Raw genomic sequence first — 12,469 nt, forward strand, 5'->3', positions numbered from 1 at the left:
AATCCGCCACGTCAAATCAACAATTTTCCTTTCAATTGCCTTTGTAGGAAAAATTCCTACACGGTTTACAGACAAATCCTGCGCGGCGCACGCCACTTTGCTGATACCGGCGCAAAACCTGTTTAGCCAAAATCCCGTTGTAAGACCATAAACATGCCGATTGCGCGCCACGAGCCGCCACGTCGAGCAAACGTTTTCATAACACGAATGGCCAAAGGCTCTTAACGGGGAAATCATGAGCGCTACAAGCGAAATGCTCAGTGAGATCAAAGAGGTAAACCTGTCGTACCTCCTGCTCGCGCAACGCCTGCTGCGCGAGGACAAAGCGATGGGCATGTTCCGCATGGGAATTTCCGAGGAACTGGCCGATGTCCTCGGGAACCTCACGCTCGCCCAGACCGTGAAGCTCGCGGCGTCGAACCAGATGCTGTGCCGCTTTCGTTTCGACGATCACGCACTGCTGTCGTCGCTAGCCGACAAGGGGCGCAGCACCGTGGTGTCGCACGCCCATTCGGCGATCCTGATGGCCGGCCAGCCGGTCGAAAGCGTCCGCTGACGCTCCCTGCCCTGCGTTCGTCCCGGTGCGCCGCGCCGGCGGCCGGCGCATGGGCGTCTGATCCGAAGCAACGAGAAGCGGACGGCTAACACTTATGGCAAGCAAAAGCGTCGTGGTCGAGGTGAAGGAAATCACCCTCGCCATCGAACTGATCGAACTGGGTGCCCGGCTGCAGTTGCTGGAGGCGGAGACGAGCCTGTCGCGGGATCGTCTGATCAAGCTGTACAAGGAGCTGAAGGGCGTGTCGCCGCCGAAGGGGATGCTGCCGTTCTCGACCGACTGGTTCATGACGTGGCAGCCGAACATCCACTCGTCGCTGTTCTACAACATCTACCGGTTCATGCAGGATCACGGCCGCTGCGAGCCGATCCAGGCGATCGTGAAGGCGTACCGGCTGTATCTGGAGCACGTGAACCTGTCCGGCGACGAGGCGGCGCTGAGCCTGACCCGCGCGTGGACGCTCGTGCGCTTCTTCGATTCGGGGATGCTGCAGATGACGCCGTGCACGCGCTGCGGCGGCCATTTCGTCGCGCACGCGCATGATCCGCATCAAGGTTTCGTTTGCGGGCTCTGCCAGCCGCCGTCGCGTGCCGGCAAGACCCGCAAGGCAGCGGCCGCGCAGGCAGGGCAGGCGGCGCTCGCGGTCTGAGCCCCTCGGGGCGGGGGGCGCGGGGCAGGAGCCGGGCGCCGCAGGCAGGCCCGAGCCGCCGCGGAATGCTGGTAAACACGGCCCGGCGGCCGCCGCGGGGCGCCCAAAGTTTTCCTGCCGACTGCCGTAAACCACTTAACGGCGGTCTCCCCGCCGGTCATTCGTGAGGGACAGGCAGTGCTGATTATCGTAGGAACACTCGTGACGATTTTGTCCGTCTTCGGCGGTTACGCGCTGGCTGGCGGGCATCTGGGCGCATTGATCCAGCCGATCGAAATTCTGATGATCGTTGGCGCGGGCGTGGGCGCGTTCATCCTCGGCAACGGCATGAAGACCATCAAGGCGACCATGCGCGTGCTGCCGACGCTCTTCAAGGGCTCCAAGTACACCAAGGACGTTTACATGGAGCTGATGGGGCTCCTGTACGTGCTGCTCGCGAAAGCGCGCAAGGAAGGCACGCTGACGCTCGAGGCCGACATCGACGATCCGGACAAGAGCCCGATCTTCACCCAGTATCCGAAGATCCTGGCCGATCGCCACATCGTCGAATTCCTGACCGACTACCTGCGGCTGATGGTCGGCGGCAACATGAACGCGTTCGAGATCGAGAGCCTGATGGACGAGGAGATCGAGACGCATCACGCGGAAGGCGAAGGCCCGGCGCACGCGCTGATGCGCGTCGGCGACGCGATGCCGGCGTTCGGCATCGTCGCGGCCGTGATGGGCGTCGTGCACACGATGGCGTCCGCCGACAAGCCGCCCGCGGTGCTCGGCGCGATGATCGCGCAGGCGCTGGTCGGCACGTTCCTCGGCATCCTGCTGTCGTACGGGCTGATCGGCCCGCTCGCGAGCCTCGCCGAGCAGCGCGTCGCCGAGTCGACGAAGATGTTCCAGTGCATCAAGGTTACGATCCTCGCGAGCCTGAACGGCTACGCGCCGGCGATCGCGGTCGAGTTCGGCCGCAAGGTGCTGTTCTCGACCGAGCGGCCGTCGTTCGCCGAGCTCGAAGAGCACGTGCGCCGCGTGAAGGCGAAGTGACGCGGAGCGCCCGATGAGCAAGAGCAAGGATCGCGCAATCGTCGTCAAGCGGGTGGCCCCGCAGAAGAAGGGCCACCACGGCGGCGCCTGGAAGCTCGCGTATGCGGACTTCATGACCGCGATGATGGCGTTTTTCCTGTTGATGTGGCTGCTGAGCTCGGTGACGCCGGTGCAGCTCAAGGGGATCGCCGAATACTTCAACACGCCGCTGCAGGCCGCGCTGTTCGGCAGCGGCGATCGCAGCTCGCAGGATTCGAGCATCATCAACGGCGGCGGGCGCGACATCTCGAGCGTCGACGCGGGCTCGACGCGCCGCACCGACGGGCAGACGAGCCTCGCGGACCGCGTCGCGAAGAAGAACGACGACGAAGCGCAGGCCCAGGCGCAGGGCGCGCTCGAGCGCCGCGAGCAGGCGCGCCTGCACGACCTGCAGATCAAGCTGATGGCCGCGATCGAGGCGAACCCGACGCTGCGCCAGTTCAAGCAGCAGATCCGCATCGACTCGACGCTGATGGGGCTGCGCATCGAGATCGTCGACACGCAGAAGCGGCCGATGTTCGCGATGTCGAGCGATCACGTCGAGCCGTACATGCGCGACATCCTGCGCGAGATCGGCAAGACGCTGAACGACGTGCCGAACCGCATCATCGTCCAGGGCCACACCGACGCGGTGCCGTACGCGGGCGGCGAAGGCGGCTACAGCAACTGGGAGCTGTCGGCCGACCGCGCGAACGCATCGCGCCGCGAGCTGATCTCGGGCGGCATGGACGAATCGAAGGTGCTGCGCGTGCTCGGCCTTGCGTCGACGCAGAACCTGAACAAGGCCGATCCGCTCGACCCGGAGAACCGCCGGATCAGCGTGATCGTGCTGAATCGCAAATCCGAAGAGGCGCTGATGCGCGACGACGCGACGACCACGACGCTGTCGGCCGACGCCGCGGGCTCGAAGCAGCTCGCGCAGCAGATCGCCGCCCCGGCGACGGCAGGCGTGCGTCCGGCGCTGGCCGGCGTCGCCGCGTCCGCGCCGCGACATTGAGGCTTCCGAGACAGACATGATCCGAACCATTCTTGCCATCGACGACTCCGCGACCATGCGTGCGCTCCTGCAGGGAACGCTTGCGCAGGCCGGCTACGACGTGACGGTTGCGCCGGACGGCGAAGCCGGCTTCGACATGGCGGCCACCGTCGCGTACGACCTGGTGCTGACCGATCAGAACATGCCGCGCAAGAGCGGCCTCGAGGTGATCGCGGCGCTGCGCAAGCTGACCGCCTACGCGGACACCCCGATCCTCGTGCTGACGACCGAGGGCAGCGACGCGTTCAAGGGCGCGGCGCGCGATGCGGGCGCAACCGGCTGGATCGAGAAGCCGATCGACCCGGCCGTGCTGATTGACCTGGTCGCGACGCTGTCCGCGCCGGCCGATTCCTGATTTGACCGCGACGACCTTATCCGGTGACCCGGCATGACTCTCGACATCACTCAGTTCTACCAGACATTCTTCGACGAGGCGGACGAGCTGCTCGCGCAGATGGAGCAGCTGCTGCTGAATCTGGACGTCGACGCACTCGATCCCGAGGACGGGGCGGCGATCTTCCGCGCCGCGCATTCGATCAAGGGCGGCGCGGCGACCTTCGGCTTCACGGCGCTCACCGAGACGACGCACATTCTCGAATCGCTGCTTGACCGCGTGCGCAACCATGAGCTGAAGCTGACGAAGGAGATGGTCGACGTCTTCCTCGAGGCGAAGGACGTGCTGTCCGACCAGCTCGCCGACTATCGCGCGAGCGCGGAGCCCGATGCGGCAGCCGCCGCGGCGATCTGCGCGAAGCTCGAACGGCTGAAGGCCGGCAGCGGCGCGGGCGAGGCGGCGGCAGCCGCTGCGCCGGCAGCACCGGCCGCGCCGGCGGCATCGGCGGGAGGCGGCGCGCCCGATCACGTCATCGAGCAGGCGTTCGAGGCCGCACATCCGGCCGCCGACGCGGCGGCGGACGCCGGCGGCCCGCACCTGAAGATCACGCTGTCCGGCGTCGACGCGAAGGACCGAGAGCTTCTCGCCGAGGAACTCGGCAATCTCGGCCACATCGTCGGCCGCGAGGAGGCCGGCGGCGACCTGACGCTGTGGCTGCAGTCGGACGTGTCGACCGACGACATCGTCGCGGTCTGCTGCTTCGTGATCGACGAGAGCCAGATCAAGATCGGCCGCGGCACCGCGCCGGCCGCGCCCGCGTCCGCGGACGCACCGGCCGCCGCCGCGCAGCCCGCCGCAGCCCCGGCCGCGCCGGCCGCCGCCGCCGCGCCGGCCCCGGCCGCGCAGCCCGCCGCGCCCGCGCCGCAGGCTGTCGCCCAGCCGGCCGCACCGCAGGCCACCGCCGAGCCGGCGCATGCGCCGCAAGCGCATCCGCACCACGACGACAAGCGCGCGCGCCCGGCCGCCGCGGCCGCATCGGGCGGCGAGGGCAGCTCGATCCGCGTCGGCGTCGAGAAGGTCGACCAGCTGATCAACCTGGTCGGCGAGCTCGTGATCACGCAGGCGATGCTCGCGGAAACGGCGAGCGCGTTCGACCCCGCGCTGCACGACCGTCTCTTCAACGGGATGGCGCAGCTCGAGCGCAACGCGCGCGACCTGCAGGAAGCGGTGATGTCGATCCGGATGATGCCGATGGACTACGTGTTCAGCCGCTTCCCGCGGCTCGTGCGCGATCTCGCCGGCAAGCTCGGCAAGCAGGTCGAGCTCGTCACGTTCGGCCAGGCGACCGAACTCGACAAGAGCCTGATCGAGCGGATCATCGATCCGCTCACCCACCTCGTGCGCAACAGCCTCGACCACGGGATCGAGACCGTCGACAAGCGGCGCGCGGCCGGCAAGGACGCGGTCGGCCAGCTCGTGCTGTCGGCCGCGCATCACGGCGGCAACATCGTGATCGAGGTCAGCGACGACGGCGGCGGCCTGAACCGCGAGCGGATCCTCGCGAAGGCCGCAAAGCAGGGGATGCAGATCTCCGAGAACATCAGCGACGACGAAGTCTGGCAGCTGATCTTCGCGCCGGGCTTCTCGACCGCCGAGACGGTGACCGACGTGTCGGGCCGCGGCGTCGGCATGGACGTCGTGAAGCGCAACATCCAGGCGATGGGCGGCCACGTCGAGATCTCGTCGCACGCCGGCAAGGGCACGACCACGCGCATCGTGCTGCCGCTCACGCTCGCGATCCTCGACGGGATGTCGGTGAAGGTCGGCGGCGAGATCTTCATCCTGCCGCTCAATTTCGTGATGGAGTCGCTGCAGCCGTCCGCGGAAGACATCTACACGGTCGGCAACGGCGAGCGCGTCGTGCGGGTGCGCGGCGAATACCTGCCGCTCGTCGCGCTGCATGAAGTGTTCTCGGTGGAAGACGCGCGCACCGACCCGACCCAGGGGATCGTCACGATCATGGAAACCGAGGGACGCCGCTTCGCGATGCTGATCGACGAGCTGGTCGGCCAGCAGCAGGTGGTCGTGAAGAACCTGGAAACCAACTACCGCAAGGTGCACGGCATCTCGGCAGCAACGATCCTCGGCGACGGCAGCGTCGCGCTGATCGTCGATGTCGCGGCGCTGAACCGTGAAACCCGTGCGACGCATGGCGCCAATCCGGCCGCCGCGCTCGCGTTCTGACTCTCGCCATCAACCGATTGGGGGCAAACGTGTCTGCTGAAGTCCAAATGATCAATCCGGCCGCGGCGAACGCGGCCACGAGCCGCCGCGACGCGGAGCATGGCGATGCGACCGGTCAGGAATTCCTCGTCTTCACGCTCGGCGACGAGGAGTACGGGATCGACATCCTGAAGGTGCAGGAGATCCGCGGCTACGACAGCGTCACGCGCATCGCGAACGCGCCCGATTTCATCAAGGGCGTGATCAACCTGCGCGGGATCATCGTGCCGATCGTCGACATGCGGATCAAGTTCCACCTGGGCCGCGTCGAGTACGACCACCAGACCGTCGTGATCATCCTGAACGTCGCGCATCGCGTGGTCGGGATGGTGGTCGACGGCGTGTCGGACGTGCTGACGCTGTCGACCGAGCAGATCATGCCGGCGCCGGAGTTCGGCGCGACGCTGACGACCGAGTACCTGACGGGCCTCGGCACGGTCGACGGCCGGATGCTGATCCTGATGGACATCGAGAAGCTGATGTCGAGCCGGGAGATGGCACTGATCGAGACGCTCGGCGTATAAGCGCGCCGGGCGCAAGGAATTTCGGGAGAACCTGCGATGTTGCAAAACTGGTCGATCCGCACGACGCTCACGGCGGTCGGACTCATCCTCGCGTGCCTGGCCGCGGCGGTCGGCGGGCTCGGCCTCTATGCGCTCCATCACGCGAGCCGCTCGCTCGACGAGATCGCGCATAACGATCTGCCGGCGATCGCCGCGCTCGACGACACGTCGTCGTACCTGCTGCGCGCCCGCGTGTCGCTCGACCGCTTCCGCTCGATGGCCGAAGGCGGCAACGCCGACGAGGCCGCCAAGGTGCTGGCGCGCGCGCAGGAGCTGTTCGCGAAGTCGAACCAGAACTGGCAGACGTTCCAGTCGACACCGAAGAACGGCGTCGACCAGGCGCTCGTCGACGAGCTCGCCGCGCGCTACGCGACGATCGTCAAGGAAGGCATCGAGCCCGAGTTCGCGGCCGCGCACGCAGGCGACATGGCCGCGTATCACGCGATCGCCGACACGAAGATCAGCCCGATGTTCGTCGCGTACGACCAGGCGTCGTCGGCGGTCTTCAACGCGCTGCAGGCGCGCGCGGAAGCGAGCCAGGGCGCGACGCAGTCGCGCATCGCTCTGATGATCGCGCTGATCACGGCGGGCATCGCGCTGTCGCTCGTGATGGTGGTCGCGATCCGCTTCGCGCTGCGCGGGCTGATCATCCAGCCGCTCGAGCAGGCGGTCGCGCACTTCGAGCGCATCGCCGCGGGCGACCTCACCGAGCCGGTGCAGGTCCAGAGCACGAACGAGATCGGGCGCCTGTTCGGCGGCATCCGCCGGATGCAGGACGCGGTCACCGCGATGGTGCAGTCCGTGCATCGCGGCGCGGAGTCGATCGACGTCGGCGCGCGCGAGATCGCCACCGGCAACACCGACCTGTCGCAGCGCACGGAAGAACAGGCCGCCTCGCTGCAGGAAACCGCGTCGAGCATGGAGCAGCTGACCGGCACCGTGCGGCAGAACGCCGAGAACGCGCGCCAGGCGAGCCAGCTCGCGGTCAACGCGTCGGACATCGCGACGCAGGGCGGCGACGTGGTCGGCCAGGTGGTCGAGACGATGCAGGACATCGCGACGAGCTCGGGCAAGGTCGTCGACATCATCGGCACGATCGAAGGCATCGCGTTCCAGACCAACATCCTCGCGCTGAACGCGGCGGTGGAAGCGGCGCGCGCCGGCGAGCAGGGCCGCGGCTTCGCGGTCGTCGCGGGCGAGGTGCGCTCGCTCGCGCAGCGCAGCGCGACCGCCGCGAAGGAAATCAAGCAGTTGATCGGCGATTCGGCCGACAAGGTGCAAAGCGGCTCCGAGCTGGTCGCGCGCGCCGGCTCGACGATGGACGAGATCGTGCAGGCCGTGCGCCGCGTGACCGACATCATGGGCGAGATCAGCGCCGCGTCCGAAGAGCAGTCGACGGGCATCGAGCAGGTCAACCGCGCGGTCGGCCAGATGGACGCCGTCACGCAGCAGAACGCGGCGCTCGTCGAGCAGGCCGCGGCCGCGGCCGCGTCGCTCGAGGAGCAGACGCGCCAGATGAAGGCGGTCGTGGCCGGCTGGCGCGTCATCGGCGGCATCGCGCATGCGGCCGCGCCCCAGCGATCCGCACCGCCCGCGCTGCCCGCCGCGCGCCCGGCGCCGCAACCGGCCGCCGTGCCGGCGCTGCCGCATGCAGGACACGCAGCCCACGCACACACGCATGAACCGCAGCCCGTGAAGCGCGCCGCGCTCGCCGCCGAACCGAAGGCGTCGTCGGGCAGCGCGGCGGCGGCGGGCGGCTATGCGCCGCGCGTCGCGAAGCCGGCCGCAGCGAAGCCCGCCGCGCCGGCGGCGAAGCCCGCGCTCATGCGGCCCGCGCTGTCCGGCGACAAGCCGGCGCCCGCGGCTGCCGGCAGGTCCGACGACGACTGGGAGACCTTCTAAACCATGCTGACCGCGCGCGCTCCACATCGTGCCGAATCCCAGGACGCTTCGCCACGGGCCGGTGAGGCCGGGCGTGACTTCGCGTTCACGGCCGCCGACTTCGCGCGCATCCGCTCGCTGATCCACCAGCGTGCGGGGATTTCGCTGTCCGAGCACAAGCGCGACATGGCGTACAGCCGGCTCGCGCGCCGGCTGCGCGCACGCGGTCTCGACACGTTCCGCGACTATCTCGACCAGCTAGAGCGGGAGGACGATCCCGTCGAGTGGGAGGCGTTCACCAACGCGCTGACGACGAACCTCACCGCGTTCTTCCGCGAGGCGCATCACTTTCCGATCCTCGCCGACTTCGTGAAGGGCCGCGACGCGCCGGTGTCGGTGTGGTGCTCGGCCGCGTCGACCGGCGAGGAGCCGTATTCGATCGCGATCACGCTGATCGAGGCGCTCGGCGACTCGGCTGCGCGCAGCGCGTCGATCCTCGCGACCGACCTCGACACGCAGGTGCTCGCGAAGGCCGAGGCCGGCATCTACACGTACGACCAGGTCAAGCACCTGTCGCCGGAGCGCCTGAAGCGCTTCTTCCTGAAAGGCACGGGCGCGCAGGCCGGCCGCGTGAAGGTGCGCCCGGAGCTGCGCGCGATGATCCGCTTCGAGCAGCTCAACCTGACCGATGCCGACTACGGGATTGGCAAGCCGTTCGACGCGATCTTCTGCCGCAACGTGATGATCTACTTCGACAAGCCGACGCAGGGGCAGGTGCTGTCCCGCTTCGAGCCGCTCGTGAAGCCGGGCGGCCTGCTGTTCGCCGGCCACTCGGAGAACTTCACGTATGTCACGCAGGCGTTCCGGCTGCGCGGCCAGACGGTCTATGAACTGACGCGCGACGCGCCGCGCGCGCGCATGAGCGGGGCCGCGACGCCGGCCGTCGGGGAACGCCGATGAGTGCGCTGCCGATCGCGACCAACCGCTACTTCGACAACCACTTCGGCCTGCCGGGCGTGAAGCTGTTGCCGAACGAGTTCTACACGACCGGCGACGACATGGTGCTGGTGACCGTGCTCGGCTCGTGCGTCGCCGCGTGCCTGCACGATCCGTACGCGGGCATCGGCGGGATGAACCACTTCATGCTGCCCGACGACGGCGCGGACGCATGCGCGGCCGCGTCCGAGTCGATGCGCTACGGCGCATACGCGATGGAAGTGCTGATCAACGAAATGATCAAGGCAGGCGGCCGCCGCGAGCGCTTCGAGGCGAAGGTGTTCGGCGGCGCGGCCGTGCTGGCCGGCATGACGACGATCAACATCGGCGACCGCAATGCGGACTTCGTGCGTCGCTATCTTGCGCTCGAGCGCATCCGGATCACGGCGGAAGACCTGCAGGGCGTGCATCCTCGCAAGGTCGCGTTCATGCCGCATTCGGGGCGCGCGGCAGTGAAGAAGTTGCGTTTGCAGGTGCATGGCGTCACGGAGCGCGAAGCGGCGCTCGCGGCCGAAGCAGGGCGCGCCGGGCGGCCGCGCGCGCACGTCGAGCTGTTCAGCGCGCCGGCGAAGCGTCCCGCGCCGGGCCAGCCCGGCGCGATCAACCTCGCGAAGCAGCCGGGCCCGGCCCGGCCGGCGGCGCGACCGCGTATCGAGCTGTTCGGCGCGCGCGGCGGGGCCGCAGGCAGCCCGCTCGCCGGCGGCGTGTACGCCCAGTCGATATCGAAAAAGCAGGAGGCATGAACGCAGTGCAAAAGATCAAGGTATTGTGCGTCGACGATTCGGCGCTGATTCGCAGCCTGATGACCGAGATCATCAATGGCCAGCCCGACATGGAAGTGTGCGCGACCGCGCCGGATCCGCTCGTCGCGCGCGATCTCATCAAGCAGTACAACCCGGACGTCCTGACGCTCGACGTCGAAATGCCGCGGATGGACGGGCTCGACTTCCTCGAGAAGCTGATGCGCCTGCGGCCGATGCCGGTCGTGATGGTGTCGTCGCTGACCGAGCGCGGCTCGGAAATCACGCTGCGCGCGCTCGAGCTGGGCGCGGTCGACTTCGTCACGAAGCCGCGCGTCGGCATCCGCGACGGGATGCTCGACTACGCGGAGAAGCTCGCCGACAAGATCCGCGCGGCGTCGCGCGCCCGCGTGCGACAGGCGCCGCAGCCGCAGGCCGCGGCCGCGCGCGCGGCAAGCGGCCATCCCGCCGCGCCGATGCTCAACAATCCGCTCGTCAGTACCGAAAAGCTGATCATCGTCGGCGCGTCGACGGGCGGCACCGAGGCGATCCGCGAAGTGCTGACGCCGCTGCCGCCGGATGCGCCGGCGGTGCTGATCGCGCAGCACATGCCGCCCGGCTTCACGAAGTCGTTCGCGCAGCGCCTGAACGGCCTGTGCCGGATCGCGGTGAAGGAAGCCGAGCACGGCGAGCGGGTGCTGCCCGGCCACGCGTACATCGCGCCGGGCCACGCGCACCTGCTGCTGGCCCGCAGCGGCGCGAACTACATCGCGCAGCTGTCCGACGAGCCGCCGGTCAACCGGCACCGGCCGTCGGTCGACGTGCTGTTCCGGTCGGCGGCGACGCACGCCGGCAAGAACGCGATCGGCGTGATCCTGACCGGGATGGGCCGCGACGGCGCGGCCGGCCTCCTGGAGATGAAGCGCGCGGGCGCCTACACGTTCGCGCAGGACGAGGCGAGCTGCATCGTGTTCGGGATGCCGCGCGAGGCGATCGCGCTGGGCGGCGCCGAAGAGGTCGTGCCGCTCGCCGACATGAGCCGCCGCGTGATGGCGCGTCTCGCGGATCGCGTGCAACGCGTATAAGGAATTGTGACGGACGCGCGCTATCATGCACGCGTCCCGACGAAACGAATCTGGAAAGGAACAATGATGGACAAGAGCATGAAAATCCTGGTGGTGGACGACTTCCCGACGATGCGCCGGATCGTCCGCAACCTGCTCAAGGAACTGGGCTACACGAACGTCGATGAGGCGGAAGACGGCGCGGCCGGTCTCGCGCGGCTGCGCGGCGGCACCTACGACTTCGTGATCTCCGACTGGAACATGCCGAACCTCGACGGCCTCGCGATGCTCAAGGAGATTCGCGCGGACGCGGCGCTTACGCATCTGCCGGTGCTGATGGTGACGGCGGAGTCGAAGAAGGAGAACATCATCGCGGCGGCGCAGGCCGGCGCGAGCGGCTATGTCGTGAAACCGTTTACGGCCGCGACGCTCGATGAAAAACTCAACAAGATCCTCGACAAGCTGGCAAAGACCGGGAGCTGACGTGAACGAGCCGATCCACGCGGCGATGGCGGGCGCGGGCTTTGCCGCCGACAGCCATCCTGATGGCGCCGATCTTGCGGCCGACCGCATCCTCGCGCGCATTGGCTCCGTCACGCGCGCGCTGCGCGACTCGATGCGCGAGCTCGGGCTCGACAAGCACGTCGAGCGCGCGGCGGAAGCCGTGCCGGACGCACGCGACCGGCTGCGCTACGTCGCGACGATGACCGAGCAGGCGGCCGAGCGCGTGCTGACCGCGATCGAGCTCGCGAAGCCGATGCAGGAGCGCATGCAGAACGAGGCCGAGGCGCTCGACGCGCGCTGGGCGCAGTGGTATGCGGCGCCGATCGAGCGCGCGGAGGTCCGCGAGTTGATGGACGACACGCGCTCGTTCCTGCGCGCGCTGCCGGACGCGACGTCCGCGACCAGCGCGCAGCTGCTCGAGATCATGCTCGCGCAGGACTTCCAGGACCTGACCGGGCAGGTGATCAAGAAGATCATGGACATGGTCTACCTGATCGAGCAGCAGCTCCTGACCGTGCTGGTCGAGAACATCGCGCCGGAGCGGCGCGAGCAGTTCGCGGCGACCGCGGCCGCGCTCGCGGCCGAGCAGCCGATGAGCAGCACCGGCAGCCCCGCGTCGCTGCTGAACGGCCCGCAGATCAATCCGGAAGGCAAGACCGACGTCGTCCAGGACCAGGCGCAGGTCGACGACCTGCTCGCAAGCCTCGGCTTCTGACTTTCCCGCGGGCGCGGCGCGACGTCAAGCGACGCCGCGCCGCGCGCCCGCCGGGGCTTCGGGCGAATCCT

The 12,469-nt window shown here is 68.4% G+C and carries 13 protein-coding genes; all 13 read left to right on the plus strand.

Features of this window, described 5'->3' with window-relative positions; all coding sequences use genetic code 11:
- Positions 1–235 precede the first annotated feature (235 nt).
- The 13 genes from flhD to cheZ all read left to right on the plus strand — a co-directional run bounded on the left by flhD (position 236) and on the right by cheZ (position 12,398).
- Complete coding sequence (flhD, locus tag ACFIMZ_RS01280; RefSeq protein ID WP_010093028.1) at positions 236–556, plus strand: flagellar transcriptional regulator FlhD; 321 nt, start codon at positions 236–238, stop codon at positions 554–556.
- 94 nt (positions 557–650) lie between these two features.
- A complete protein-coding gene (gene flhC, locus ACFIMZ_RS01285; RefSeq protein ID WP_042586778.1) occupies positions 651–1,205 on the plus strand; it encodes a flagellar transcriptional regulator FlhC in 555 nt (184 codons plus the stop codon).
- A 177-nt stretch (positions 1,206–1,382) separates the two neighbouring features.
- Entirely contained in the window at positions 1,383–2,243 is an 861-nt protein-coding gene (motA, locus tag ACFIMZ_RS01290) for a flagellar motor stator protein MotA (RefSeq protein WP_124598841.1), read from the plus strand.
- 13 nt (positions 2,244–2,256) lie between these two features.
- On the plus strand, positions 2,257–3,279 hold the full coding sequence (gene motB, locus ACFIMZ_RS01295) for a flagellar motor protein MotB (RefSeq protein ID WP_431821075.1): 1,023 nt from the start codon (positions 2,257–2,259) through the stop codon (positions 3,277–3,279).
- Between the two features lie 16 nt (positions 3,280–3,295).
- A complete protein-coding gene (locus ACFIMZ_RS01300; RefSeq protein ID WP_431821076.1) occupies positions 3,296–3,673 on the plus strand; it encodes a response regulator in 378 nt (125 codons plus the stop codon).
- A 33-nt stretch (positions 3,674–3,706) separates the two neighbouring features.
- Positions 3,707–5,896 (plus strand): chemotaxis protein CheA, encoded by a 2,190-nt coding sequence (gene cheA / locus ACFIMZ_RS01305; protein ID WP_431821077.1) that lies wholly within the window; start codon positions 3,707–3,709, stop codon positions 5,894–5,896.
- Between the two features lie 47 nt (positions 5,897–5,943).
- The gene (gene cheW, locus ACFIMZ_RS01310) at positions 5,944–6,459 is read left to right on the plus strand and encodes a chemotaxis protein CheW (protein ID WP_431821078.1); all 516 of its coding nucleotides are present in this window, start codon (positions 5,944–5,946) and stop codon (positions 6,457–6,459) included.
- A 36-nt stretch (positions 6,460–6,495) separates the two neighbouring features.
- A complete protein-coding gene (locus ACFIMZ_RS01315) occupies positions 6,496–8,400 on the plus strand; it encodes a methyl-accepting chemotaxis protein (RefSeq protein ID WP_431821079.1) in 1,905 nt (634 codons plus the stop codon).
- Positions 8,401–8,403: 3 nt separating this feature from the next.
- The gene (locus ACFIMZ_RS01320; protein ID WP_431821080.1) at positions 8,404–9,339 is read left to right on the plus strand and encodes a CheR family methyltransferase; all 936 of its coding nucleotides are present in this window, start codon (positions 8,404–8,406) and stop codon (positions 9,337–9,339) included.
- Complete coding sequence (gene cheD / locus ACFIMZ_RS01325; protein WP_431821081.1) at positions 9,336–10,118, plus strand: chemoreceptor glutamine deamidase CheD; 783 nt, start codon at positions 9,336–9,338, stop codon at positions 10,116–10,118. Before ACFIMZ_RS01320 ends, cheD begins: the two co-directional genes overlap by 4 nt.
- Positions 10,115–11,200 carry a protein-glutamate methylesterase/protein-glutamine glutaminase gene (locus ACFIMZ_RS01330; protein WP_431821082.1) on the plus strand — a complete coding sequence of 362 codons (1,086 nt, stop codon included), beginning with the start codon at positions 10,115–10,117 and terminating at the stop codon, positions 11,198–11,200. Before cheD ends, ACFIMZ_RS01330 begins: the two co-directional genes overlap by 4 nt.
- A gap of 66 nt (positions 11,201–11,266) precedes the next feature.
- Complete coding sequence (gene cheY, locus ACFIMZ_RS01335) at positions 11,267–11,662, plus strand: chemotaxis response regulator CheY (RefSeq protein ID WP_431822410.1); 396 nt, start codon at positions 11,267–11,269, stop codon at positions 11,660–11,662.
- A gap of 1 nt (position 11,663) precedes the next feature.
- Complete coding sequence (gene cheZ / locus ACFIMZ_RS01340; protein WP_431821083.1) at positions 11,664–12,398, plus strand: protein phosphatase CheZ; 735 nt, start codon at positions 11,664–11,666, stop codon at positions 12,396–12,398.
- The last annotated feature ends 71 nt before the right edge of the window (positions 12,399–12,469 follow it).

The sequence above is a fragment of the Burkholderia sp. F1 genome (genome assembly GCF_050813845.1).
Taxonomy (GTDB): Bacteria; Pseudomonadota; Gammaproteobacteria; order Burkholderiales; family Burkholderiaceae; genus Burkholderia; species Burkholderia ubonensis.

Excerpts from the sequence above, each read along its gene's own strand:
- cheD (WP_431821081.1), top strand. The coding sequence starts at position 9,336 with ATGAGTGCGCTGCCGATCGCGACCAACCGCTACTTCGACAACCACTTC.
- cheY (WP_431822410.1), top strand. The coding sequence starts at position 11,267 with ATGGACAAGAGCATGAAAATCCTGGTGGTGGACGACTTCCCGACGATG.
- flhD (WP_010093028.1), top strand. The coding sequence starts at position 236 with ATGAGCGCTACAAGCGAAATGCTCAGTGAGATCAAAGAGGTAAACCTG.
- ACFIMZ_RS01330 (WP_431821082.1), top strand. The coding sequence starts at position 10,115 with ATGAACGCAGTGCAAAAGATCAAGGTATTGTGCGTCGACGATTCGGCG.
- ACFIMZ_RS01300 (WP_431821076.1), top strand. The coding sequence starts at position 3,296 with ATGATCCGAACCATTCTTGCCATCGACGACTCCGCGACCATGCGTGCG.
- cheA (WP_431821077.1), top strand. The coding sequence starts at position 3,707 with ATGACTCTCGACATCACTCAGTTCTACCAGACATTCTTCGACGAGGCG.
- motB (WP_431821075.1), top strand. The coding sequence starts at position 2,257 with ATGAGCAAGAGCAAGGATCGCGCAATCGTCGTCAAGCGGGTGGCCCCG.
- cheW (WP_431821078.1), top strand. The coding sequence starts at position 5,944 with ATGATCAATCCGGCCGCGGCGAACGCGGCCACGAGCCGCCGCGACGCG.
- ACFIMZ_RS01315 (WP_431821079.1), top strand. The coding sequence starts at position 6,496 with ATGTTGCAAAACTGGTCGATCCGCACGACGCTCACGGCGGTCGGACTC.
- ACFIMZ_RS01320 (WP_431821080.1), top strand. The coding sequence starts at position 8,404 with ATGCTGACCGCGCGCGCTCCACATCGTGCCGAATCCCAGGACGCTTCG.
- flhC (WP_042586778.1), top strand. The coding sequence starts at position 651 with ATGGCAAGCAAAAGCGTCGTGGTCGAGGTGAAGGAAATCACCCTCGCC.